Source organism: Micromonospora sp. NPDC000089 (assembly GCF_042899365.1).
GTDB lineage: Bacteria > Actinomycetota > Actinomycetes > Mycobacteriales > Micromonosporaceae > Micromonospora.
This window is the reverse complement of sequence record NZ_JBIAZT010000007.1, coordinates 286828-310160: the sequence shown is the minus strand read 5'-3', so window position 1 is coordinate 310160 and position 23333 is coordinate 286828. Positions and strand designations below refer to the sequence as shown.

Below are 23333 nucleotides of genomic sequence, written 5' to 3'. Positions count from 1 at the left end.
TTCAGCAGGGGTCGTAGCCCTCGGCGAAGAGGCGGCGGGCCCAGTCGGCGTACCCGGTGACGATCTTCTGGACGGTGACCCCGTCGTGCAGGAAGAGGTACGCGCGGTCGCCGCTGCGCGCCAGCAGCCCGTCGAACCGGTACGTCCCGTGTGGAGCGACCAGTCGGGTCGCCGACGGGTACCGGTCCCACACCTCGCTGACCGGGGTGCCGACGGTGATCCCACCGGGCGTGCTCATCGGGTCGTCGAGCCAGAGCAGCACCAACCGGTCGTCGACGAAGATCGGGCCGACGTCCTCGTGCCCGGTCAGGATCGGGCCGCAGCCGTCCGGGTCGGTACGCAGCGCGCCGCGCCGGCTCAGCTCCCGCTCGCTGTCGCCGAACTCGATGCCGCGCAGCCCGTCCAGGCCGACCACCTCGGCGTCGCCGACCGGCCGGGCGGGCACCATCGGCCCGCGTGGAGCGACGCCGCTGCCGGCCACCGAGGCGGCGGTCATCAGCGCGGCGAGAAAGGCAAATTGTCGCAATTTCATGGAATCCCCCAGTCCCCAACGGGACCGGGGCGCTGAGGTTGCTGGTCGGTGCCGGATTGCCGGTGTTCCCACTCCTCGGCCAGCTCGTCCCAGTAGTCGGCGGACAGTCCACGCCGCCCGTGGGCCAACCAGCCGTCGGTGTGCCGCTCCAGGTGCAGGCCCAGCTCGGCGAAGAGATCCAACCAGCGACCCGGCTCCGCGCCGAGCCGGGCGAGCGCCGCGTTGATCGGCCACTCGCTCCGCGGTCCGTCCAGGGCTTCGTCGACTCGCGGGCCCCAGCTCACCGTGCCGCCCAACCACACCACCGCGGCCTGGTGCCCCAGCCCGCCGAAGAACTCCGCCTCCAGGTACGCCACCGGACCCTCCCGCGACCAGGCCGCCAGCACCCCGGCCAGCGCGGGGGACAGGACGAGGTGGAACGGCTGCTCCGGCCCGGGCGCCGAAGCGGCGAAGTCCGGCAGGGCGCCGGTCAACTCTTCGACCAGTTGCGGGGTCACCGGCAGCAGCGCGAAGTCCTGCCGTAGCGCGGCGAGGACGGCGCGGTCCAGCTCGGCGGTGTGCTCCCGCAGCAGCTCGACGTCCGCGACCACCGCGCTGAGCTGGTAACTCATCCCGTCCCCCCGCCGTCCACAGCCTGTGGATGGAACATGTGTACGACCGATGGTGCCGTCACGGCGCGCCGTTGGTCAGGTATCTCGGGCACCCGTCCCGAGCGGCGTCGGCCGCGTGCCGCAGCCGCTCCCAGACGTACGGGCGGAGCATGGTCCGTGCCTGCTCCAGCGAGGCGAACCGGCACCCGCGCAGCTCGTCGTCCGTCGGGCGCAGCTCCTGCGGGGCAGGTACCACCCCGCCGTCGAAGACGAACATCAGGCTGTCGTCCCAGGGCCCGTGCGGCGCCACCCAGTCCACCACCAGCAGCGGCCCGACGCGCAGCCGCAGCCCCAACTCCTCGCGGAGTTCGCGTTCCGCCGTGAGCCGGGGAGACTCGTTCGCCTCGGCCATGCCGCCAGGCAGATCCCAGTCCGGCTTGTAGCGCGGGTCCACCAGCAGGATGTCACCCCGCTCATCGCGCAGCAGCACGTCCACCCCGACCCGCTTGCGGGGTTGGCGCGCGTTGCCCTCGGCGAGGTGCGCCCGCCAGGCTGCTGGATCCCGCTCGTACAGCGGGCGCTCGTCGGCCATGACGGCCATTGTCGGCCGAACTCACCCCGTCGGCATCGGCAGCGTCACCCACGCCCGTTCCCGAACGGTGTCACGTAGGCGCTCGAGGAGCGGCGGCACCTCGGGACAGCGCTCCACGTGTGAGCGGAGCAGCAGCGCGAGCTGTCGGAGTTGACCGAGGACGACGGCCGACCCCAGGGCGTGGGTCCGGTCGATGGCCTGGTGGGCGACGACGCATGCCTCCTCGATCCGGGCCTGTCCGACGAGGGCGGTGATCAACAGCAGCGGGCGAGCGCCTGACTGCGTACCCGGGTCGTCACCCGGCCGACCGGAACGTCGTCGAGCACGCGCAGCACAGCGGTCAGATCATTCAGGCGCAGCAGGCAGCGGGCCGCTTCGATGCTGAAGGAGGTGCGGTCGAACGGGCTGAGCCACTCCGAGGAGGTGGGACCGTCCTCCGACAGCGCGGCCTCGGCGGCGGCCAACGCGATGTGGCATTCCTGGCCGCGTCCCGCCACGGCGAAGCCGTGCGCCTGCAAGGCGAGCAGGCGGGCGCGAATCAGCGCGTCAGCGTTGTCACCGGCAACGACGCTCAACCCGGCCGAGGCATGTGCGATGGCGGTTTCCGCGTCGCCCTCATGACAGGCGAGGTGGCTCAGGCTGCCGCGGATCTGGCCGATCAACCGCTGATCTCCGCCCTCGGCGGCCAACCCGAGAGCGTTGTGCAGGTGTATGCGGGCTGTCGTCGGCGCACCGGAGTCATGTGCCATCCAGCCGGCCATCTCGTGCAGCGAGACCACGGCCGCCAGCAAGGAGCGAGGGGCGGACGGCGACCGATGCGCGGTGACGGAGAACCCGGCGAGGTGCGCCAGCACCGCCCCATAGAGGTTCCTGCCTCCGATCTGCCGGTCGGCGGACCGCAGTGCGCGAACGAGGTGAAGTCCGGCTTCTCCGGCATCCGCGGGCAGGGTCTCCGAGGGGCTCCTCGGCTGGGCCGGAAGCTGGAACCACAGCTCGTGAGCCGGGATGCGCAACACGCGAGCGGCATGGATGAGGCGGTCGAGGTGCACCACGGGCGATCCGTTCTCCATGCGGCTGAGCTGCGCCTGCGTCACGCCCAGCCAACCGGCCACCGTCCTCTGGGGCAGCGGCTGCGTCCCGTGGTAGGGGTGGTGGCGATAGGCGCGGACGACCCGACCCAGGTGCCGTTCCGCCAGCGCCTGTCGCAACGGCTCGTGAGCCCAGAACGTCAGCGGCGGCTCGGGCGGGGTGACCAACCGGTCCCGCTCCGTTCGCCGGCACGCCGCGCATCGTCCCGAATCATTGTCACTCGCCAGGTGCCCGCCGCATCGGGCGCATGTGCCGATCCTCAATGAGCCGGTCATGCGAAGCGGCTCCCCTCCGTATCGGGCCGGTCCGGCTCATTCAACCCGTTCGGTGAGTATTCGCTATACGTATCGTGCATGAGGCGGCCGGGCTGGCCGCGTACGCACGGAAAGGGCCGGGCCCGTGCGGGCCCGGCCCCCTTTTGCCGCGGTCGATTACCAGGCGGACATGTCCGGAAGCTGGTCGATCGAGATGGTCTTCGGGTTGGCCATCGCGGTCTTCCACAGACCGGCCACGTCCTTGCCGCTGCCGTTCCAGTCCCGGGACGCCCAGACCACGTAGTACGGCCAGGCCGGGTCGGACGACGGGTTGAGCGGGCTGAACGTCTCCGCCACACCGGTGGTCTTGCTGCCGCTGACCGCCTTGGTGATGTCGAAGTCGCTCCAGCTCTGGAAGTAGTCCGAGGTGACCAGGTCGACGTAGGCGTCACCCGGGTACCAGGATGCGAGCGAGGTGCCCTGGTTGCTGGCCATGCCGTTGAAGACCCAGACGATGTTGTGCGCCCCGGCGAGCTGCGCCCGCTGGTAGATCAGCCGCCAGAGCTGCTGGTACGCGCCCTGGCCCTTCTTGGCCCACCACATGTAGTTGTTGTTGGCCTCGTGCAGCGGGCGGAACAGCACCGGCACCCCGGCGTCGCCCATCTTCTTCAGCTCGGCCACCACCAGGTCGATGTCCTTGTACAGCTGGGACGACGGGTTGTTCAGGTCCTGCTGGAAGTCGCAGGGCGCGGAGTAGTTGCCGCCGCGCGGGCAGTACCAGTGCCACTGGAAGGCGACGATGCCCTTCTTCGACTTCGCCCAGTCGATGACCTGCTGGGTCTGGATGCTGCCCTTGGTGTACTCCATGAAGTCGAACGCGACGATCGCCGGGTAGCGGCCGGTCAGCTGCTGCACCTTGTCCGCGTCCGGCAGGTCGGTCTGGCCGCTGACGAACTGGTGCGTCTTGAGGTAGCAGAGCAGGTTGCGGACCTTGGAGTTCGCCTGCGGGTCGGCGGGATCCTGCCCGCAGTTGGGGCCCGGCGGGGTGGGCGGCTTCACCGCGTACACCTCGAACTCGTAGAGCGAGTAGCCCCAGGCGCTGCCGCGCGCCGTGCCGGACATCCGGACGTACCGGCCGTTGCCGGTGACCGTGAGGGCGTCGAGCCCGCCGTCACCGGTGGTGGTGCTGTAGATCGAGGTCCAGGTGGTGCCGTCGGTCGAGGTCTGGATCTGGTACGCCTTGCCGTACGCCGCCTCCCAGCGCAGGTTCACCTGTGCGATCGGGTACGTGGCGCCCAGGTCGACCTGGATCCACTGCGGATCGGTGTAGAGGCTGGACCAGCGGGTCCCGCCGTTGCCGTCGACGGCCAGCCCGGAGGCGAGCGCGGTGCTCTCGTTCGACGATGCGGTGGTCGGTCGGTTCAGCGCCAGGTTGCCGGCCGGCGCGGTGCCGGTCGGGCTGGGCGTCGGGCTCGGGCTGTCGCTCGGCGTCGGCGTCGGGGTCGGCGTGCCGGTCGGGGACGGCGCGGTGTCGCCGCAGGCCACCCCGTTGAGGGTGAACGCGGTGGGTGCCGGGTTCGACCCGCTGTAGGTGACGTTGAAGCCGAAGCTGACCGTGCCGCCGTTGGCCGGGATGCCGGCGCTGTAGCTGACGTTGGTGGCGGTCACGTTGGCGCCGGACTGGGTCTTGGTGGCGTTCCAGATGTCGCCGACGACCTGGTTGCCGGGGAACGCCCAACCCAGCGTCCAGCCGTTGACGGCGCTGCCGCTGGTGTTGGTGATGACGACGTTGGTGGTGGCGCCGTTGCCCCAGTCGTTGGTGACCTGGTACTGCACCTGGCAGGTGCCGGCTGCCGCCTGGGCACTGGGCATGGCGACGAACGCGGCCGACAGCAGGCTCAGCCCTGCCGCGCCGGCCAGATACGCTCTGGCGCCTCGTACGCGATGGGTCATGGTGATGATCTCCCTGGGCGGGTGGAGGTGTGGTCGTACGCGGGACGCGGTCGTCCCGTCACCAGCGCTGCCCGGACGGGTCGGTCGGCCGGTTGCCCCCGGTCGCCGCCCCAGCGAAGACATAGATGATAGTTATGGTGAACCGGTTAACTTGTCAACACCCCCGACATCTTCCGTTGCCCGTTGGTTCCACTTTCGAGGCGAATTATCGGTGGCCGGAGAGCCTGAACCGGTCAAGTCTGTTCGCCTGCCAGGGCGTTATCCGGTTGTCGAGGTGGAGCGGGATGCCTACGGTGCGGTGATGCTGCCGCGACTGCTGACGGTGACCTTCGACGCGTACGACCCGGGCGGCCTGGCGCGGTTCTGGGGCGACCTGCTGGGTCGGGACGTCCGGACGGACGGCGACGCGGCGCTGCTGCCGGGCGGCCCGACCCAGGTCGGCCTGCGGTTCGCCCCGAGCCCCGGCGGCGCGCATCCGAGCCCCGCGGAGCGGGTGCGGCACCGCCACATCCACCTGCACCTGACCAGCGACAGCCCGGACGGCCAGCAGCAGGCAGTGGCGACCGCCCGCCAGCTCGGCGCCACCCCGCTCGACGTCGGGCAGCGCCCCGAGGAGGGCCACGTCGTGCTGGCCGACCCGGAGGGCAACGCGTTCTGTGTGATCGAGCCGGGCAACTCGTTCCTCGCCGGCTGCGGCCCGCTCGGCGAGCTGGCCTGCGACGGCACCCGGGCGGTCGGCGTCTTCTGGAGCGCGGCGCTCGGCTGGCCGCTGGTCTGGGACCAGGACGGGGAGACCGCGATCCAGTCCCCGGCCGGCGGCACCAAGGTCGCCTGGGGTGGCCCGCCGTTGAACCCGAAGGCGGGGCGGAACCGGCAGCGCTTCGACCTGGCCCCGGCCGACGGCGACCAGCGGGCGGAGGTCGAGCGGTTGATCGGTCTGGGCGCGACCCGGGTCGAGGTGGCCCCGGACGGTGCGGTCGTGCTGGCCGACCCCGACGGCAACGAGTTCCGGGTGCCAAGCGCCTGACGACGCAGGGGCGCCGGTGGTCGTACGGAGGCGGAACGCACCGCGCCCCGGTCCGCGGGACGGACCGGGGCGCGCACGACCAGGCGGGATCAGCCGACGAGATACGCGCCGAAGTTGCCGCCCGTCGGGCCGCCGAGGTCACCGAGCTGGAAGCTGGTGGCGCCGGTGCCCGTCACGCCGGTGGCGCCGGTCTGGAGCTTCCAGATCCGACCCCGGTAACCGTCCTCGCCGTTGCCGCCGACATACACCTCGGCGGTGCCGTTCCGGTCGCTGTCGATGATCTCGACCGCGGCGCCGAAGTGGTCCTCCCTCTCGGAGGTGCTGGGGATGCCGCTGCTGTTCTGGGTGAGCACCTTCGCCCCGGTGGTGGTCAGCCCGCCGGCGCTGCCGCGCAGCACGGTGACCGCCCCGGACCGCCAGGTGGTGGCCGGGTCCGAACCGGTCTCGTAGGAGGTCCCGACGACCAGGTCCGGGTAGCCGTCCCGGTCGGTGTCCCCGATGGCCACCGCCGAGCCGAACTTGTCGTCCTTCTCGTCGACGCCCGGCACTCCGGGGCTGGCCTGGGTGTACAGGCGCGGCGGCAAGGTGGCGCTGATGCCGGCCGGCCCGCCGTAGATGACGTAGAAGCGGCTGGTGAACGGGTAGCCCTCCACCACGTCGGCGTAGCCGTCCCGGTTGATGTCACCCACTGCCGTGGGGTGCGGCCAGTCCGTCCCGTAGGGGCCGTTCCACGCGCTGCCCTTGACCGGGCCGGAGGGAGAACCCTTCAACACCATCCACGCCATGGTGGACGCCCCCACGACTCCGCCGGCGACCGCGATGTCGGCGATGCCGTCCCCGGTCAGGTCGCCGACGTTGACGCCGTACGTCTGGAGGTTGTCCAGCTTCTCGGTGTTCCGCCACCAGCGACCGGCCGGCTGACCCGTGGTGTGGTTGAGCGGGCCCAGCAGGACGGCGACCCCGTCGACCAGGCCGCTCGACGCGCCAGTGTCCCAGCCCCGGCTGACCAGGTCGTCGATGCCGTCACCGTTGACGTCGCCCACCGCGAGGCGGCCGAGCAGTTGCGGCACGCCGTCCGTGATGGTGCCGGACGCCACCGGAACACCGGCGCCGGTGATGCCCGCCGCGCTGCCCCAGAGCACGGTGCCCGCGTCGCCCCACCGGATGACCAGGTCGTCGTAACCGTCGTGGTCGAGGTCGCCGAAGTCGGTCACCGCACGCCACTGGCCGTTGTCGACCGGGTCTCCCGGCACGCCGGGAGTGCCCTGGTTCACGATCGAGGCGTTGTCGTACCGCAGGCCGCTCGGTGACCCGTAGGCGACCGCCACCGCACCGGCCCGGCTGACGGTGCCGGCGGGCGCGGTCGCCGCGCTGACCGCAAGGTCGGGGTAGCCGTCGTTGTTGAAGTCGGCGAACCGGGCGGGTGCGGGTGCGGGTGCGGCGGTTGCCGCCCCCGGCGCCACCGCGGTCGCACCGAGCATCGCGGCGGCACCGACGGCCGTCGCGAGAATCGCCCTTCGAGACAAGATGATCACCCTGCCATTCGGTAACCGAAGTTGCCGCCGGCGGTAGGGCCGCCGAGCGAGCCGAGGTGGAAGCTGGTCGAACCCGTCCCGGTGACCCCGGTGGCGCCGGTCGGCAGCCGCCAGACCCGGCCCTTGAAGCCGTCCTCGCCGTTGCCGCCCACGTAGACCTCCGGACTGCCGTCGCGGTCGGTGTCGACGACCGTCACGGCGTTGCCGAGGTAATCGGTGCGCTCCGAGGTGCTCGGGACCCCGCTGGAGTTCTGGGTGAGCACCTTCGCGCCGGTGGTGGTCAGCCCGGTGGCGCTGCCGCGCAGCACGGTGATCGCCCCGGAGCGGTAGCTGGCCACCGGGTCGGCCCCGGTCTCGTACTTCGCGCCGATGACCAGATCCGGGTAGCCGTCCCGGTCGGTGTCGCCCACCGCCAGCGCCGAGCCGAAGTAGTCGTACTCCTCGTCGACGCCGGGTACGCCCGGGGTGTCCTGGGTGTAGAGGCGGCGGGTGGCGCCGAACCCGTTCGGCCCGCCCTGGACCACGTAGACCTGGTTGCGGTCGGCGATCCCGGTGACCAGGTCGCCGTAGCCGTCCCGGTCGAGGTCGCCGACCACGGCGCGGTTGGTCTCGGAGGCGTACGGACCGACGAACGAACTGCCCTTGACCAGCCCGGCGGCAGAGCCCTTGAGCAGCACCCAGTTGGCCGACGTGCCGGTCGACGAGCCGCCACTGAGCGCCACGTCGGCGATTCCGTCCCCGGTCATGTCGTCGACGTGCAGGGTGGTGAGGGCGTTCTCGTTCGACCGGCTGTCGCGGAACCACCGGCCGGCCGGCTGACCGGTGGCCCGGTTCAGCGGGCCGAGCAGCACCGCGACGCCGTCGTACTGGACGGGGTCGACGGGTGAGCCGACGACGCCCTTGCTGACGTAGTCGTCGATGCCGTCACCGTTGACGTCACCCACGCCGGAACCCCCGAGCAGGCGGGGGGCCGCGGCGGTGCCCGCACTGGGCAGCAACGTGCCGGCGCCGGTGATGCCGGTCGGGCCGCCCCAGAGCACCGTGTTGTGGTTGTTCCAGGAGACGACCAGATCGTCGTACCCGTCGTGGTCCAGGTCACCGAAGCCGCTGACCTCCCGCCACCTGCCGTCGGTCACCGCGTCGCCCGGGACGCCGGGGGTGGCCTGGCTGACGATGGAAGCGGTGTCGAACCGAAGCCCGGTGGGGGAGCCGTAGGCGATGGAGACCAGACCGGCCCGCGCGATGTCGCCCACCGGGGCGGTGTGCGCGCCGATGGCCAGATCCGGGTAGCCGTCGTTGTTGAAGTCCGCGGTACGCCCGACCGGTGCTGCCGTACCGGCGGGGGCGGCGGTGGCCGTGCCGGCGGCGGCGGGCAGGGCGGTCAGGGCGAGGACGGTGGCCGCGCAGGCGGCCGTGGTGCGCGTGCGACTGCGCATGAATCTCCCCGTGCGAGAGGCGGCGCGAGGGGCCGCCCGAAGATCGAATGTGCGTCGGATCGTACCGGCGGGGCGGCCTCCGTACGGTCCCCTGATCCGGCACGAAAGCGGCATCGGGGCGGAGAAATCGGGGACACGTGAAGGGCCGGCCCCGTGGGACCGGCCCTTCATCGCGCTCGAATGAGCGGAGGATACGAGATTCGAACTCGTGAGGGTGTTAACCCAACACGCTTTCCAAGCGTGCGCCCTAGGCCTCTAGGCGAATCCTCCGCGAGCCAGGATACAGGTCCGCCGACGGCCGGACACCCCACCACCCCCTGAAGATCCACGACGGGTCGGGTAGGGTTGGCGTCACCTCCCGTGCGGCGGTATCTCGTGAACCTCCCCAGGGCCGGAAGGCAGCAAGGATAAGCGAGCTCTGCCGGGTGCACGGGAGGCCTTTCTGTCTCCGGGCCCGGGTAGCGTAGCCGCGGGTCGGGTCCCGGGGTGGTGGGTGGTCACCCGCGCCCGACCGGCGCAGAATGGCTCGGTCGAGAGGAGGCGGGACGAGTGACGCTGGCGCTCTACCGCAAGTACCGGCCGCGCACCTTCGCCGAGATGATCGGCCAGGAGCAGGTCACCGAGCCGCTGTCCCAGGCGTTGCGCACCGGCCGGCTCAACCACGCCTACCTCTTCTCCGGCCCGCGGGGCTGCGGCAAGACCTCCAGCGCCCGGATCCTGGCCCGCTCGCTCAACTGTGAGCAGGGCCCCACCCCCGAGCCGTGCGGGCAGTGCGAGTCCTGCCGCGGGCTGGCCCCCGACGGCGGCGGGTCGATCGACGTCATCGAGATCGACGCGGCCAGTCACGGTGGCGTCGACGACGCCCGCGACCTGCGCGAGAAGGCGTTCTTCGCGCCGGCCCGCAGCCGCTTCAAGATCTACATCATCGACGAGGCGCACATGGTCTCGTCGGCCGGCTTCAACGCCCTGCTCAAGCTGGTCGAGGAGCCGCCGGAATACGTCAAGTTCATCTTCGCCACCACCGAGCCGGAGAAGGTCCTCGGCACGATCAAGTCGCGGACCCACCACTACCCGTTCCGGCTGTTCCCGCCGAAGGTGGTCCGGCCGTACCTTGAGCAGCTCTGCGAGGCGGAGGGGGTCACCGTCGAGCCGGCGGTCTTCCCGCTGGTGGTCCGCGCCGGCGCGGGCAGCATGCGGGACAGTCTCTCCGTGCTCGACCAGCTCATCGCGGGCGCCGGCCCGGAGGGGGTCGGCTACGCCCGGGCCGCCGCGCTGCTCGGCGTCACCGACGCGGCGCTGATCGACGAGATGTGCGACGCGTTGGCCGCCGGGGACGGCGCAGCCGCGTACGCCACGATCGACCGGGTCGCCGAGGCCGGGCACGACTCCCGCCGCTTCGCCTCCGACCTGCTGGAACGGCTGCGTGACCTGATCGTCCTGCAACAGGTGCCGGACGCCGCCGCCAAGGGCCTGATCGACGGCCCGGCCGACCAGATCGAGCGGATGGCCGCCCAGGCCCAGCGCCTCGGCCCGGCCACCCTGTCGCGCTGCGCCGACATCGTGCACAACGGCCTGGTCGAGATGCGCGGCACCACCGCCCCCCGGCTGCTGCTGGAGCTGGTCTGCGCCCGGATGCTGCTGCCCGGCGCGGACGACTCCACCGGCGGCCTGCTCCAGCGCCTGGAGCGGATGGAACGCCGGCTCACCCTGGGCGGCGCCGACCTGCCGCCGGCCGCCGCCGGCTCCGCGCCGGTCACCCCGCCTCCACCGGTACGCCCCGAGCCTCCCGCCCCGCCCGCGGCTGCCGCCGCGCCCGACCCGTCGACCGCCGGCACGCCGGCGGCTGCCGCCACCCCCGACGGGGTGACCGCCGCCCGCGCGGCCGCCGCCGGTGCGGGGCGGCCGTCCCCGACCCCACCGAGCGCGGGCGCCTCCGGTTCCGGGTCACCCAACCCCGGCGTCCCGGTGCCCGGTTCCGGGGCCGCCGGCACGCCAGGTGAACCGGATTCCGCCGCCCGCGCCCGCCGTCCGGTGTCGCCGGCCGCGGTGATGCCCGACCCCGCCACCCCTCCGCCGCCCCGACCGGGCTCCGCCGCGCCCGGGGCGCTGGACGCCGTCGCGGTACGCCGGGTCTGGCCCGAGGTGGTCGGCAAGGTCAACCGGACCAACAAGCGGATCGCCGCGCTGATGCGCGACGCCGTGGTCCGCGACCTGGACGGCGACACGCTGGTGCTGACCGTCAAGTCGACGGTGCTGGCCAAGATGATGGCCGACCACGCCGCGGTGCTCACCGACGCGCTCTACGAGGAGCTGGGCGGGCGCTGGCAGATCCGCTGCGAGGTCGCCGGTGAACGGGGCGGCGCGGCGCTGTCCGGGCCGCCGCGCTCCCAACCGGCCGCGGCCCGCCCCGCCGCCCCGCCGTCGGACGCCCGCCCCGCCGCGTCGGCTCCGGCGGAGGCCACGGACGCCTTCTCCGCCGCGCCGAGCGCTTCGGCGGGTGCGCGGACCAGCACGTCGGACTCATCCCCGCACGCTCCGGCGGAGACCCGATCGGCTCGGGTGGCCCCGGCGCCCGCCCCGGGCAGCGCGGCGGCCACTGCGGCCGGCCCGACGAACGCGTCGGCTACCCAGCCGACCCGGGACCGGGCCGGGTCGGTGCCGCCCGCGCCCGACGGTCCCGCGACGGATGACGAGGACGACTGGCCGGAGGCGGCCCGCCCCGGTGGTAGTGCCGCCGCCGCGGAGCCGTCCGACGACGAGGACTGGCCGGAGGCCGCCCGCCCCGGCGGCACCGCGCACGCCGACACCGCCGGCTCCACGTCGGCGTCACCCGGCACGAACGGCTCCGGCCACGGCGGCACTGCGAACGCCCCCGGCCACGGCGGTGCCGCGGCGAACGGCGGCGGGCCGGGCGGCGCCGGAGGCGTCTCGGGGGCGAACGGCGCCAGGGCCGGTGGCTCGGCAGGGAGCGACGGCGCCGGCTCGGCGGGCCACGGTCAGCCGGGCGCGCGTACCGCCAACCCGGCGCCGGCGGCCCGGCAGCCGGCCGGTGGCGCCCCGGTGAGCAGCGCCATCGCCGCGGCCCGTGCGGCGGCGGCGGGGCGCGGTGGGCGTACCGGAGCGGCGGCCCGGCCGGTCGCGGACGCCGAATGGGCCGGCGAGCCGCCCTACGACCCGGACTTCGACGGCCCGGTGCGTGCCGGCGCGGCGGCCACCCCGGCGTACGAGGGGTTCGACCCGGGTGACGAGCCGTTGGACGAGGTCATCGACGAGAAGACCGCCCGGGAGTCCAGCGAGGAGCAGGCGGTACGACTGCTGAGGGACGCGTTCGGCGCCGAGAAGATCGACGAGGTCGACGCCCGCTAGCCGGGCCCGCCCTCGGCGATGCCGCTGCGGCCGCCGCCCTACCGCCAGGTGGCGGTGTCCGGGTCGATGCCGTGCGTACGTGCGCTGGCGTCGACGCTCTGCCGGAACCAGGTGGCCAGGCCGGGTCGGATCCCGTCGTAGTGGGCGGCGAACCCGGGATCGGTCTCGAACCGGCGGCCCAGGCAGACCTGCATCTGCCGGCTGAGCGGGAAGTACGACGCGAACACCTCGCGGTGCCGCTCGACGAGTCGGTTCGCCTCCAGGCTGCCGGGGGCGACACCGGCGTCCAGCGCCTCGCCGAGCGTACGTTCCAGGTCGGCGACGGCGCCGGCGACGGCCTGCCACTCGTCCGGGCCGCGGGCGGCCGAGCGTTCGGCGTACTGCCGCCACTGGGTGGTGTCCCCGTAGCGCCGGCGGGCCTCGGCGGTCCGGTCCGGGTCCCAGTCGGGGCCGAAGATCGCGGCCTGCTGCTCGACGGTCAGCGACGGGCCGCGCTCGTGGGCCTCGATCATCCGATCCAGCCCGGTGGCCAGCTGCTGGAGCCGCTCGATCCGGCGGCTGAGCTGGCCGCGCTGCGCCCGCAGCGCGGCGGGCACGTCCGCGGCCGGGTCGTCCAGGATGGCCCTGATCCCGTCCAGCCCGACGCCGCTCTCCCGGTAGGCCACGATGCGGTGCAGGCGTTCCAGGTCACCGGCGGTGTAGAGCCGGTACCCGCCCGTCGTACGCAGCGACGGTCGCGCCAGGCCGATGTCGTCCCAGTGGTGCAGCGCGCGAACCGTCACGCCCAGCCGGGTCGAGACCTGGCCGACGGTCAGGCCGTCGGTGTCGGTGACATCAGGCATGCTCCGCATTCTCGCCGTGGCTGACGCCGGACGGGGCGATGCCCACGGCGGCGAGGTCCCGCGCCTCCGGACTGGCCGGGTCGAAGGGCTTGCCCGCGGTGAAGACGATCCGGGCGTTCTCCGGGGTGACCACCTCCACGTCCCGGGTGTTCCAGGGCGTGTCGCGTGGGCCGTCGACCGAGTCCGGACGCAGCGCGCGGCACGCCTCGGCGATGGGTTCGACCTGGTGGAGCACGCAGGCGAAGCTGATGCTGATCGCCGGCGGTCGCGCCGGAACGCTCGGCGCCGCGACGAGCAGTACGTCCTGGAACGCCCATCGACGCAGGTGCACCAGCCTGCCGGGGATGCCGAACAGCTCGAAGAACCCGAGCCCGCGCACCCAGAAGTCCACCGACCCCGCCAGGTCGGCGGTGGGGATCGTCGCGAACGCGGGCATTCCGTAGATGCCGCGGAACGGCTCCGGCGCGACGGCGTCCGGGCCGGGCACGGGCACCGGGCTGAACTCGAAGGCGTCGTAGTGGTCAGTCATGCCCGCCACTGTCCGGCCTCCCGCCGCGTGAGGGTCAAGCCGAGCCCGCCGGCCCACGCCGCTGCGCCCCGGCGTGGGCGGACGCACCGGGCGGGGGTCGGTCGGTCCCAGCGGATAGGGTTGGCGCGGCCGAGCAGACGAGTGCGAGAAGGAGCCCTCCGTGCGCCCAGGTGGACAGCCGAACATGCAGCAGATGCTGAAGCAGGCGCAGAAGATGCAGCAGCAGATCGCCCAGGCCCAGGCCGAGCTGGCCGAGGCCGAGCTGACCGGCACGGCCGGGGGCGGCCTGGTCACCGCGACCGTCAACGGCTCCGGTGAGGTGAAGAGCATCAAGATCGACGCCAAGGCGGTCGACCCGGAGGACGTGGAGACGCTGGAGGATCTGGTCGTCGCGGCCCTGCACAACGCCGCGGAGTCGGCCCGCGAGCTGACCGAGCGCAAGATGGGCCCGGTGGCCGGCGGCATGGGCGGCCTCGGCCTGCCCGGGTTCTGATCCGCAGATGTACGAGGGTGCCATCCAGGACCTGATCGATGAGCTGGGGCGGCTGCCGGGCGTCGGCCCGAAGAGCGCCCAGCGGATCGCGTTCCACGTCCTGTCGGCGGATCCGGCCGACGTCAACCGGCTTGCCGGCGCGCTGCGCAAGGTCAAGGACCTGGTCCGCTTCTGCACCACCTGCTTCAACGTGGCCGAGTCCGACCAGTGCCGGTTCTGCCGCGACCCGCGCCGCACCGACGAGGTGCTCTGCGTGGTGGAGGAGCCCAAGGACGTGGTGGCGATCGAGCGGACCGGTGAGTTCCGCGGCCGCTACCACGTGCTCGGTGGGGCGATCAACCCGCTGGAGGGGATCGGTCCGGACAATCTGCGCATCCGCGAGCTGATGACCCGGCTCAGCACCGGCACCGTCCGCGAGCTGATCCTCGCCACCGATCCCAACACCGAGGGTGAGGCCACGGCGACGTACCTGGCGCTGATGGTCAAGCCGATGGGGATCTCGGTGACCCGGCTGGCCAGCGGCCTGCCGGTGGGCGGCGACCTGGAGTACGCCGACGAGATCACCCTCGGCCGCGCCTTCGAGGGCCGCCGCGCGATCTGAAGCGCGGTGCCGACGACCCCGCGCACACGGAAACGGCCGGCACCCCGATCGGAGTGCCGGCCGTTTCGCGACGGTCAGCTGTTCCAGTACTGGGCGACGAGGTCGGCGGCCTGCTGCTCCCACTGGGCGTAGGCGTCCGGGTACGCCGACACCTGCACCGTCTGCGCGGCCTCGGTCAGCGGCATGTCCTGCCACCCGTCGACCTGCTTCAGGCCCTTCTGGAAGGCCATCGTGGAGTAGATCGGGTCGGTGATCTGCTCCGGGGTGCCCCAACCGCTCGACGGGCGCTGCTGGAACAGGCCCAGCGAGTCGTGGTCGTTGCGGTCACCCAGGTGGCCCAGGTTCTCCAGCTTCGACTCCTGCAGGCTGGTGGCGATCGAAATGACCGCGGCCCGCTCGTCGAGGCCGGACTTCTTGGTGGCGGCGATGATCGACTTCACGTTGCCGATCTGCTCGTCGTTCAGGTCGATCCGGGACTGCTCACCCTGCACACCGTGCGGGATCAGCTTGGCCTTGTCCACGCCGGGCTTGTCGGCCTGCACGGTCACCGCGACCGGCTTGGCGTCCACCACGCCGGTGCTCGGCGCACCGTGGTTCAGCGGACCGGCGGCGAGGCCACCGGCGAAGGCCAGACCGGCGATACCCAGAACGCTCTTACGCAGCATGGTGTTCATGGCGATCTCCTTCGGGGGTTGGCGTCCGCGCTCGGTGGGGGCCGGGCACGGCGCAAGCACCACGACGGGGCGCTCGTCATGCGGAGGAAAGTCCTGCCGGCTGAGCCTCGCGAGCCTGGGGGCTTCGCGGCGCCGGACCATGTGTAACGACCGTCGGCCCGCCGTCATTCCCGGGGGCCTCGGCACCCCACCGGCCTGGCCGGGTGGGCGCTGCTGCGGTCGTACGGAGGGTGTAACGAACCCGGGCCGCCGGCCATTCCACCACCCGGGTGCCGCCGGTCACGGGACGGCGCGGACATCAGGGTCGGAGCTTCGGTCCGGGTGGTCGGCAAACCGGACATCCGACCTGAAATTCGCAGACGGCATGACGGGTGAATCGTTCGCGTCATCAGCTCCAAAGGTGGCTGTCACCCCGGCGGGGTCGGCCGCCCGCCCGGCGACGGGCGGGGAGGCTGCCCGCGTACCGGATGGGATCTTTCGGGGGTGGTCGGCGGGTGCTGCGGGGGCGCGCGGGCCCTGCCCGGCGCGGACCCGGGGGTGTGACAGTCCTGTTTGTCGGAAGATCGTGCGCTGTCAGACCCCGGCCTTGGTGTCGGCTTGATAGCGATTGCCTAACGGGCGTTCCGCTTCTGTGTGTCCTGTCATAGCCTCCCGCTCACGGACCGAGCCACGGACTCGGCGTGGTCACGCGGATGACAGAGGTGAGAGATGCAGGTGAGAAGGCTTAGGACGGTCGTGAGTCTCGCGGCCGTCGCAGCCCTGGCGGTCGGCGCGGCCGGCTGTGCGGAGAGCGACCGCGGCGATGACAGTGGCGAGGCCAAGGCGGGTGGCACCTTCATCTTCGCGGGCGCCGGCGACCCGAAGAACTTCGACCCGATCTTCAACGACGACGGTGAGTCGTTCCGGCCCATCCGCCAGATGTACGACACCCTCGTCCAGCACAAGCCGGGCACGGCGGAGCTGACCGGTGGCCTGGCCGAGAGCTGGGAGCACGACCCGGACGGCAAGGTGTGGACCTTCAAGCTGCGCCAGGGCGTGAAGTTCCACGACGGCACCCCCTTCAACGCCGCGGCGGTCTGCTTCAACTTCGACCGCTGGTACAACATGAAGGGCGTCGCCGCCCAGTCGCAGATGGTCTACTACCAGGACGTCTTCGGCGGCTTCGCCAAGAACGAGGCCGAGGGCGCCGGCAAGTCGGTCTACACCAAGTGCGAGGCCAAGGACGACAACACCGCCGTCCTCACCCTCAACCAGTACAAGGGCGCGTTCCCGGGCGCCTTCGCGCTGACCGCCCTGTCGATCGCCAGCCCGGAGGCGCTGAAGAAGGGCGACGCCGACACGGTCAAGCAGAACGGCGACTCGTTCGAGTACAGCTCGTTCGCCACCAGCGGCCCGGTCGGCACCGGCCCGTTCACCTTCGGCGGCTGGGACAAGGCCAAGAACGAGATCACCTTGAACCGCAACCCCGACTACTGGGGCGAGAAGGCCAAGGTCGACAAGGTCATCATCAAGGTGATCAAGGACGAGAACACCCGGAAGCAGGAGCTGCGCGCGGGCACCGTCCAGGGCTTCGACTTCCCGGCGCCGGCGGACCGCAAGGCGCTGTCCGGTGAGGGCTTCCAGGTCCTCGACCGCCCGGCGTTCAACATCCTCTACCTGGGCATCAACCAGAAGAACAACCCGAAGCTGAAGGACCTGAAGGTGCGCCAGGCGATCGCCTACGCCCTCAACCGTCAGCAGCTGGTGCAGACCAAGGGCCCGGGCGGCACCAAGGTCGCCGACGAGTTCATGCCGGACACCGTGCTCGGCTACGCCCCGGACGTGCAGAAGTACGAGTACAACCCGGAGAAGGCCAAGCAGCTGCTCGCCGAGGCGGGCGCGACCGGTCTGAACCTCAAGTTCTACTACCCGCCGGACGTCTCCCGGCCGTACCTGCCGAACCCGCAGGAGATCTTCACCATCTTCGCCAACGACCTGAAGGCCGTCGGCATCAACGTGACCGGCGTGCCGCGTCCGTGGAACGGTGGCTACAAGGACGACGTGCAGCAGTTCGGCAAGCAGGACCTGCACATCCTCGGCTGGACCGGCGACTACAACGACCCGGGCAACTTCGTCGGCACCTTCTTCGGCCGCGCCAAGGTCGAGTTCGGTGACCAGTCGATGACCGACATGTTCGACGCCATCGCCAAGGCCGACGGCACCGTCGACGAGGCCGGCAAGAAGGCCGCCTGGGAGCAGGTCAACCGGGACATCGCCAGCAAGTGGCTGCCGGCCGTGCCGATCTGGCACGCCCCGCCGGCCATCGTGGTCAGCAAGGACGTCAAGGGTCTGGTCGCCAGCCCGCTGACCGACGAGCGGTTCAACACGGTCAGCGTCAGCAAGTGACGTCGATCGGCTGAAGCCGTAGGCGTGGATCGGCCCGGGTCGGGGCGCAAGCCCGGCCCGGGCCTTTCCCGCGAACAACGAGAGTCTGGTGCGTGAGAGATGTTGCGAGTGATAGTCCGCCGGCTGCTGCAGCTGGTGGTGACGCTGATAGCCCTGTCGGCGTTGATCTTCATCTGGCTGCGGAACCTGCCCGGCGGCCCGGTCGAGGCGCTGCTGGGCGAGCGGGCCACCCCGGAACGCCGCGCCCTGCTGATCAAGGCGCTCGGCTACGACCAGCCGATCCTGGTGCAGTACGGCAAGTTCATGTCCCGGGTCCTCTCCGGAGACTTCGGCAACTCGATCCGCACCGGTGACCCGGTCACCGAGGTGATCGGCCGTGCCTTCCCGGCCACCATCGAGCTGGCCGTGGCCGCGCTGGTCATCGCGGTCGGCCTGGGCATCCCGCTGGGCTACCTGGCCGCCCGCTGGCGTGGCCGCGCGCTGGACCACCTGACGGTCGCCGGCACGCTGCTCGGCATCTCGATCCCGATCTTCTTCCTGGGCTACCTGCTCAAGGACGTGTTCACCCAGAACATCCACTGGTTCCCGCCGTCCGGGCGGGTCACCACCGGGCTGGACAACACCAACGTCACCGGCTTCTTCGTCCTCGACGGCCTGCTCACCCGGGAGTTCGACGCCACCGCCGACGCGCTGTGGCACCTGATCCTGCCGGCCGTCACGCTCGCCACCATCCCGCTCGCGGTGATCGTCCGGATCACCCGGGCCAGCGTGCTCGACGTGCTCAACGAGGACTACGTACGCACCGCCGAGGCCAAGGGCCTGCGGCACCGGACGATCCGCGGCCGGCACATCCTGCGCAACGCCCTGCTGCCGGTGGTCACCACGATCGGCCTGCAGACCGGCGCGCTGCTGTCCGGCGCGGTGCTCACCGAGAAGGTCTACAACTGGGGCGGGATCGGCACGCTGATCACCGACTCGATCACCGGCGGTCGCGACTACCCGGTGCTGCAGGCCATCATCCTGCTCGCCGCGCTGGTCTTCGTGGTGGTCAACCTGCTGGTCGACCTCTCCTACGCGTTCATCGACCCGAGGGTGCGTGTGCGATGAGTGATCCCGTCACCCGGCCCGAGGCCGCCACGCCCCGCGACGACGACAACGTCCCCGCGCCGCGCCACGGCGACGACGCGACCACGCCGGTCCACGGCGACGAGAGCGCGGCCACGTCGCGTACCGGGATGAGCGCGCGCGGCGCCGGCCTGCTCGGCGAGCGGAAGAAGGCCCGGCTCGACGAGCTGGCCCGCTCCAGCGCCAGCCAGGGCGGGGTCAGCCTCGTCCGGGACGCCGTCCGCCGGATGCGGCGCAACCCGGCCGCCATCATCGGCGCCGGCATCGTCGCGCTGTTCCTGCTGATCGCGATCTTCGCGCCGCTGATCGCCCCGCACGACCCGATGCAGCGGTTCGACGAGCTGAACAAGCTGATCACCGCCGACACCATCCCCGGCGCCACCGCCGGCCACCCGTTCGGGTCCGACCCGCTGGGCCGGGACTTCCTGTCCCGACTGATCTACGGCAGCCGGCAGACCCTCTTCGTCGGCGTGCTGGCCACCCTGATCGGGCTCGCCCTCGGGGTGCTGATCGGCGCGGTCTCCGGCGCGTTCGGCGGCTGGGTCGACAACGCGCTGATGCGGCTCACCGACGTGATGCTGGCCCTGCCGGCCCTGCTGCTGGCGATCACCCTGGTCGCGCTGGCCAGCCAGTCCAGCCAGTGGACGGTGATCATGGCGGTGGCCGTGGTCAACGTGCCGATCTTCGCCCGGCTGCTGCGCGGCTCGATGCTCGCCCAGCGGGAGAGCGACCACGTGCTGGCGGCCCGCGCGCTCGGCGTCAAGGAGCGCAACATCGTGCTGCGGCACATGCTGCCCAACGCGATGACCGCGGTGATCGTGCAGGCCACGCTGACCCTCTCCACGGCGATCATCGAGGCCGCGTCGCTGTCCTTCCTCGGCCTCGGCGACCCCGACCAGGATCGCGCCGAGTGGGGCCTGATGCTCGGCGTGGACGGCCAGCGCTACTTCGAGGTCCGCCCCGAGCTGGCGTACTACCCGGCGGCCGCGATCATCGTCGTCGCGCTCGGCTTCACCCTGCTCGGTGAGGCCATGCGCGAGGCGATCGACCCGAAGAACCGGCGGTGACGGCGGTGCGAGCGACCAGCACGGCCGGCGTGGACCGCCGGCGAGCGCGAGGAGTGACCCGATGAGCCTGCTCGACGTACGCGACCTGAGCGTGGTGTTCCAGCGCCGGGGTGAGCGGCCGTTCACCGCGGTCGACAAGGTCAGCTTCACCGTGGAGCCCGGCCAGACCGTCGGCCTGGTCGGCGAGTCCGGCTGCGGCAAGAGCGTGACCAGCCTGGCGATCATGGGTCTGCTGCCCAAGCGCGGCAACCGGGTCACCGGCGAGGTGTTCTTCGACGGGGCCGACCTGCTGAAGCTGCGGGCGGACGACATGCGGGACCGGCGCGGCCGGGACATCGGCATGATCTTCCAGGACCCGCTCTCCTCGCTGAACCCGGTCATCCCGATCGGCGTCCAGGTCGCCGAGGTGCTGGAGCGGCACCAGGGGATGGACCGCAAGAAGGCGCTGCGGGAGGCCCGGGGGCTGCTCGACGCGGTCGGCATCCCGGACCCGGACCGCCGGCTGGCGGAGTACCCGCACCAGATCTCCGGCGGCATGCGGCAGCGCGCCCTGATCGCCATCGCGCTGGCCTGCAAGCCCCGGCTGCTGATCGCCGACGAGCCGACCACCGCGCTGGACGTGACCATCCAGGCGCAGATCCTCACCCTGCTCAAGCAGCTGGTCGACGAGACCGGCACCGCGCTCATCATGATCACCCACGATCTGGGCGTGGTCGCCGGGCTCTGCGACACGGTGAACGTGCTCTACGGCGGCAAGGTGGTGGAGCGGGCCGCCCGGCACGAGCTGTTCGCCCGGCCCCGGCACCCGTACACGCACGGGCTGCTCAACTCGGTGCCCCGGCTGGACTCGGTGCGCGGCGAGCGGCTGCACACCATCCGCGGCTCGGTGGCGGACAACATCCCGTGGACCGAGGGGTGCGCGTTCGCGCCCCGCTGCGACTACGTGGTGGACGCGTGCCTGGAGGGCGCTCCGCCGCTCGAGCCCACCGCCACCGGCGGCGACCTGCGCTGCAACAACCCCGTTTCCGAGGAGGTGGCGGTGCCGTGACCGAGCGGACCGGACCACTGGTCGAACTGCGTGACCTCAAGGTCCACTTCCCGATCAAGAGCGGTCTGCTCGTCGACCGCACCGTCGGTCACGTCTACGCGGTCGACGGGGTCTCCCTGTCGATCAACGCGGGTGAGACGTACGGGCTGGTGGGCGAGTCGGGGTGCGGCAAGTCCACGCTCGGGCGCGGCCTGCTGCGGCTGGTCGAGCCGACCGATGGCGAGATCGTCTTCGACGGCACCGACGTGCGCGCGCTCAAGGGCGAGAAGATGCGGCTGGCCCGGCGCCGGATGCAGATGATCTTCCAGGACCCGCTGTCCAGCCTGGACCCCCGTCAGTCGGTGGAGTCGCTGCTGGTCGAGGGCCTGAAGGCGCACGGGCTGGCCGGCGACAAGGCGGCCACCCACAAGCGGCTCCTGGACACCCTCGACGCGGTCGGCCTGCCGCCCTCGGCGCTCGGCAAGTACCCGCACGAGTTCTCCGGCGGCCAGCGCCAGCGGATCGGCATCGCCCGGGCCCTGGTGCTCGAGCCGGAGCTGATCGTCGCCGACGAGCCGGTCTCCGCGCTGGACGTGTCGATCCAGGCGCAGGTGCTCAACCTGCTGGAGGACCTGCAGCGCGAGCGCGGCCTGACGTACCTGATCATCGCGCACGACCTGGCGGTGGTCCGGCACATCGCCGACACGGTCGGGGTGATGTACCTCGGCGGGCTGGTGGAGGAGGCGTCCAGCGACGACCTCTACCGGGAGCCGATGCACCCGTACACCCGGGCGCTGATGTCGGCGGTGCCGGTGCCGGACCCGACGGTGGAGGACCGGCGGGAGCGGATCCTGCTCGCCGGCGACCTGCCCTCACCGGTCAACCCGCCGCCCGGCTGCCGCTTCCACACCCGGTGCCCGTGGGCGCAGCCGACCCGCTGCGCCGACGAGCGGCCGGCGCTGCGCGAGGTGGTCGGCGGGCACAAGGTGGCCTGCCACTTCGCCGAGGACATCGACGCCGGGCGGATCCGCCCGCACCAGGTCGAGGCCGAGCTGGTCCGGCCGGACGACGGGGCGTCGCCCGGCGACCCGGGTGAGCTGATCCCCACCCCGTGAGGACGTGCCGAGGCCCCCTCCCCGCGTGGCGAGGGGGCCTCGGCGTCCGCTCAGCCCTGCGGCCGGTGCAGCAGCGCGACCGTGATCGCGTGCACCGCGTCCAGGTCGGCCGGGTCGGTCAGCTTCGCCGTCGCGCCGGTCACCGCGTACCACTCCGCGGCGTCCTTGTACTGCACCCCGACGGTGACCTGACCGTCGGCGTACCGGGTCCGGATCGTCAGGTCGCCGGTGACCACCCCGGCCTCGTCGGTCATCACCCCGCCCGGCCCGGCGGTGACGTCCGCGGTCAGCTCGCGGGGCGCGGCGGTGCCGCCGGCGTCCGCGGTCATCCCCGCGCCCGGCACCCGCGCCGGCTCGGCCGGCCGTCCGTCCGCGGTCATTCCGGCGGCCCCGGGGCCGGCTTGTTCGGTCATGAGCAACCCTTCAACATGTCGCCGAGGGCGGCCTTCTCGGCGCTGGTGACCGTCAGCCGCCAGTAGTGCTTGACCGTCACCCAGTGCTCGGCGTACGTGCACCAGTAGCCCCGGTTCGGCGGCTTCCACTGGGACGGGTCCTGGTCACCCTTTGCCCGGTTGGAGGTGAGGGAAACCGCGATGAGCTGCGGTCGGGTCAGGTCGTTGGCGAAGTTGCCACGCTTGGCGTCGTCCCAGTCGTCGGCGCCGGAGCGCCACGCGTTGGCCAGCGGCACCACGTGGTCGATGTCCACGTCGGATGGGTCGGTGAAGGTCTTGCCGTCGTAGACGCTCGACCAGCGGCCGGCCACCACGTTGCAGCCGGAGAGCCGGATGTCCTTCCCGTCGCGCTGGAGGACGCTGTCCCGCACGTCGCAGTTCTTGCCGGTGTCCCGCCAGTGCGGGAAGCGGTCCCGGCTGTATCCCTTCATCGAGCGGGCGGATGCCACGGTCAGCTCCGCGAGCTGCTCACCGACGTTCCCGCTGACGCTCGGCGACGTCTCCGGCTCCTCGACGGGGACGTCGCAACCGCCGAGGGCGAGCGCCGCGGCCAGCGCGGCCGCCACCGCCACACGGGCTCTTGATCTGGTACGCACAGACGACACCTCTCCAGCTTGCGGGCTCCGGGCGATCCCGCACAGTACCCAAG

General features: G+C 72.0%; 22 protein-coding genes, 1 tRNA gene and 1 other RNA gene. 11 read left to right on the top strand and 13 right to left on the bottom strand.

Annotated elements, in window-relative coordinates; all coding sequences use genetic code 11:
• Position 1: 1 nt before the first annotated feature.
• The 3 genes from ACFY3U_RS16220 to ACFY3U_RS16210 are packed head-to-tail and all read right to left on the bottom strand — an operon-like array spanning position 2 to position 1714.
• The gene (locus ACFY3U_RS16220; protein WP_387201549.1) at positions 2–496 is read right to left on the bottom strand and encodes a hypothetical protein; all 495 of its coding nucleotides are present in this window, start codon (positions 494–496) and stop codon (positions 2–4) included.
• Between the two features lie 32 nt (positions 497–528).
• A complete protein-coding gene (locus ACFY3U_RS16215) occupies positions 529–1143 on the bottom strand; it encodes a hypothetical protein (protein WP_387201459.1) in 615 nt (204 codons plus the stop codon).
• 58 nt (positions 1144–1201) lie between these two features.
• A complete protein-coding gene (locus tag ACFY3U_RS16210) occupies positions 1202–1714 on the bottom strand; it encodes an NUDIX domain-containing protein (protein WP_387201456.1) in 513 nt (170 codons plus the stop codon).
• A 150-nt stretch (positions 1715–1864) separates the two neighbouring features.
• On the opposite strand from ACFY3U_RS16210, the gene ACFY3U_RS16205 reads away from it, so the two are divergent.
• Positions 1865–1993 (top strand): hypothetical protein, encoded by a 129-nt coding sequence (locus tag ACFY3U_RS16205; RefSeq protein ID WP_387201453.1) that lies wholly within the window; start codon positions 1865–1867, stop codon positions 1991–1993.
• Here the strand turns inward: ACFY3U_RS16205 and ACFY3U_RS16200 are convergent.
• Both ACFY3U_RS16200 and ACFY3U_RS16195 read right to left on the bottom strand, forming a co-directional pair.
• Entirely contained in the window at positions 1969–2970 is a 1002-nt protein-coding gene (locus tag ACFY3U_RS16200) for a helix-turn-helix domain-containing protein (protein ID WP_387201450.1), read from the bottom strand. The two genes, ACFY3U_RS16205 and ACFY3U_RS16200, sit on opposite strands and share 25 nt — an antisense overlap.
• 264 nt (positions 2971–3234) lie before the next feature.
• Complete coding sequence (locus tag ACFY3U_RS16195) at positions 3235–5010, bottom strand: glycosyl hydrolase (protein ID WP_387201447.1); 1776 nt, start codon at positions 5008–5010, stop codon at positions 3235–3237.
• A 301-nt stretch (positions 5011–5311) separates the two neighbouring features.
• On the opposite strand from ACFY3U_RS16195, the gene ACFY3U_RS16190 reads away from it, so the two are divergent.
• On the top strand, positions 5312–6037 hold the full coding sequence (locus ACFY3U_RS16190; protein WP_387201444.1) for a VOC family protein: 726 nt from the start codon (positions 5312–5314) through the stop codon (positions 6035–6037).
• Positions 6038–6126: 89 nt separating this feature from the next.
• Here ACFY3U_RS16190 and ACFY3U_RS16185 read toward each other — a convergent pair whose 3' ends face one another.
• The 3 genes from ACFY3U_RS16185 to ACFY3U_RS16175 all read right to left on the bottom strand — a co-directional run bounded on the left by ACFY3U_RS16185 (position 6127) and on the right by ACFY3U_RS16175 (position 9278).
• The gene (locus ACFY3U_RS16185) at positions 6127–7518 is read right to left on the bottom strand and encodes an FG-GAP-like repeat-containing protein (RefSeq protein ID WP_387201442.1); all 1392 of its coding nucleotides are present in this window, start codon (positions 7516–7518) and stop codon (positions 6127–6129) included.
• 50 nt (positions 7519–7568) lie between these two features.
• The gene (locus ACFY3U_RS16180) at positions 7569–9008 is read right to left on the bottom strand and encodes an FG-GAP and VCBS repeat-containing protein (RefSeq protein ID WP_387201439.1); all 1440 of its coding nucleotides are present in this window, start codon (positions 9006–9008) and stop codon (positions 7569–7571) included.
• Positions 9009–9193: 185 nt separating this feature from the next.
• Positions 9194–9278, bottom strand: a tRNA-Ser gene (locus ACFY3U_RS16175).
• 82 nt (positions 9279–9360) lie between these two features.
• On the opposite strand from ACFY3U_RS16175, the gene ffs reads away from it, so the two are divergent.
• Positions 9361–9450, top strand: an RNA gene (gene ffs, locus ACFY3U_RS16170) — signal recognition particle sRNA small type.
• Between the two features lie 107 nt (positions 9451–9557).
• Positions 9558–12374, top strand: coding sequence for a DNA polymerase III subunit gamma and tau (locus ACFY3U_RS16165; RefSeq protein WP_387201436.1), 2817 nt, complete (start codon positions 9558–9560; stop codon positions 12372–12374).
• A gap of 38 nt (positions 12375–12412) precedes the next feature.
• Here ACFY3U_RS16165 and ACFY3U_RS16160 read toward each other — a convergent pair whose 3' ends face one another.
• Together ACFY3U_RS16160 and ACFY3U_RS16155 are read right to left on the bottom strand one after the other, a co-directional pair.
• Complete coding sequence (locus ACFY3U_RS16160) at positions 12413–13216, bottom strand: MerR family transcriptional regulator (protein ID WP_387201433.1); 804 nt, start codon at positions 13214–13216, stop codon at positions 12413–12415.
• Positions 13209–13745, bottom strand: coding sequence for a VOC family protein (locus ACFY3U_RS16155; protein WP_387201430.1), 537 nt, complete (start codon positions 13743–13745; stop codon positions 13209–13211). The genes ACFY3U_RS16160 and ACFY3U_RS16155 overlap by 8 nt, the downstream gene beginning before the upstream one ends.
• A gap of 184 nt (positions 13746–13929) precedes the next feature.
• On the opposite strand from ACFY3U_RS16155, the gene ACFY3U_RS16150 reads away from it, so the two are divergent.
• Positions 13930–14238, top strand: coding sequence for a YbaB/EbfC family nucleoid-associated protein (locus tag ACFY3U_RS16150; protein ID WP_387201546.1), 309 nt, complete (start codon positions 13930–13932; stop codon positions 14236–14238).
• Positions 14239–14245: 7 nt separating this feature from the next.
• The gene (gene recR, locus ACFY3U_RS16145) at positions 14246–14839 is read left to right on the top strand and encodes a recombination mediator RecR (protein ID WP_387201428.1); all 594 of its coding nucleotides are present in this window, start codon (positions 14246–14248) and stop codon (positions 14837–14839) included.
• Positions 14840–14913: 74 nt separating this feature from the next.
• Here the strand turns inward: recR and ACFY3U_RS16140 are convergent, their stop codons facing one another.
• Entirely contained in the window at positions 14914–15513 is a 600-nt protein-coding gene (locus tag ACFY3U_RS16140) for a hypothetical protein (RefSeq protein ID WP_387201425.1), read from the bottom strand.
• 714 nt (positions 15514–16227) lie between these two features.
• Between ACFY3U_RS16140 and ACFY3U_RS16135 the strand changes: the two genes are divergently transcribed.
• The 5 genes from ACFY3U_RS16135 to ACFY3U_RS16115 all read left to right on the top strand — a co-directional run bounded on the left by ACFY3U_RS16135 (position 16228) and on the right by ACFY3U_RS16115 (position 22232).
• Positions 16228–17898 carry an ABC transporter substrate-binding protein gene (locus ACFY3U_RS16135; RefSeq protein WP_387201422.1) on the top strand — a complete coding sequence of 557 codons (1671 nt, stop codon included), beginning with the start codon at positions 16228–16230 and terminating at the stop codon, positions 17896–17898.
• 99 nt (positions 17899–17997) lie between these two features.
• Positions 17998–19005 carry an ABC transporter permease gene (locus ACFY3U_RS16130; RefSeq protein ID WP_387201419.1) on the top strand — a complete coding sequence of 336 codons (1008 nt, stop codon included), beginning with the start codon at positions 17998–18000 and terminating at the stop codon, positions 19003–19005.
• Positions 19006–19133: 128 nt separating this feature from the next.
• Complete coding sequence (locus tag ACFY3U_RS16125; protein ID WP_387201543.1) at positions 19134–20090, top strand: ABC transporter permease; 957 nt, start codon at positions 19134–19136, stop codon at positions 20088–20090.
• 61 nt (positions 20091–20151) lie between these two features.
• Positions 20152–21138: an ABC transporter ATP-binding protein gene (locus ACFY3U_RS16120; RefSeq protein WP_387201416.1), complete on the top strand. Its 987-nt coding sequence runs from the start codon at positions 20152–20154 to the stop codon at positions 21136–21138.
• On the top strand, positions 21135–22232 hold the full coding sequence (locus ACFY3U_RS16115) for an ABC transporter ATP-binding protein (protein ID WP_387201413.1): 1098 nt from the start codon (positions 21135–21137) through the stop codon (positions 22230–22232). The genes ACFY3U_RS16120 and ACFY3U_RS16115 overlap by 4 nt, the downstream gene beginning before the upstream one ends.
• A 50-nt stretch (positions 22233–22282) precedes the next feature.
• Here ACFY3U_RS16115 and ACFY3U_RS16110 read toward each other — a convergent pair whose 3' ends face one another.
• Positions 22283–22645 (bottom strand): hypothetical protein, encoded by a 363-nt coding sequence (locus ACFY3U_RS16110; protein ID WP_387201410.1) that lies wholly within the window; start codon positions 22643–22645, stop codon positions 22283–22285.
• The gene (locus ACFY3U_RS16105; RefSeq protein WP_387201539.1) at positions 22642–23280 is read right to left on the bottom strand and encodes an HNH endonuclease family protein; all 639 of its coding nucleotides are present in this window, start codon (positions 23278–23280) and stop codon (positions 22642–22644) included. The genes ACFY3U_RS16110 and ACFY3U_RS16105 overlap by 4 nt, the downstream gene beginning before the upstream one ends.
• Positions 23281–23333: the final 53 nt, after the last annotated feature.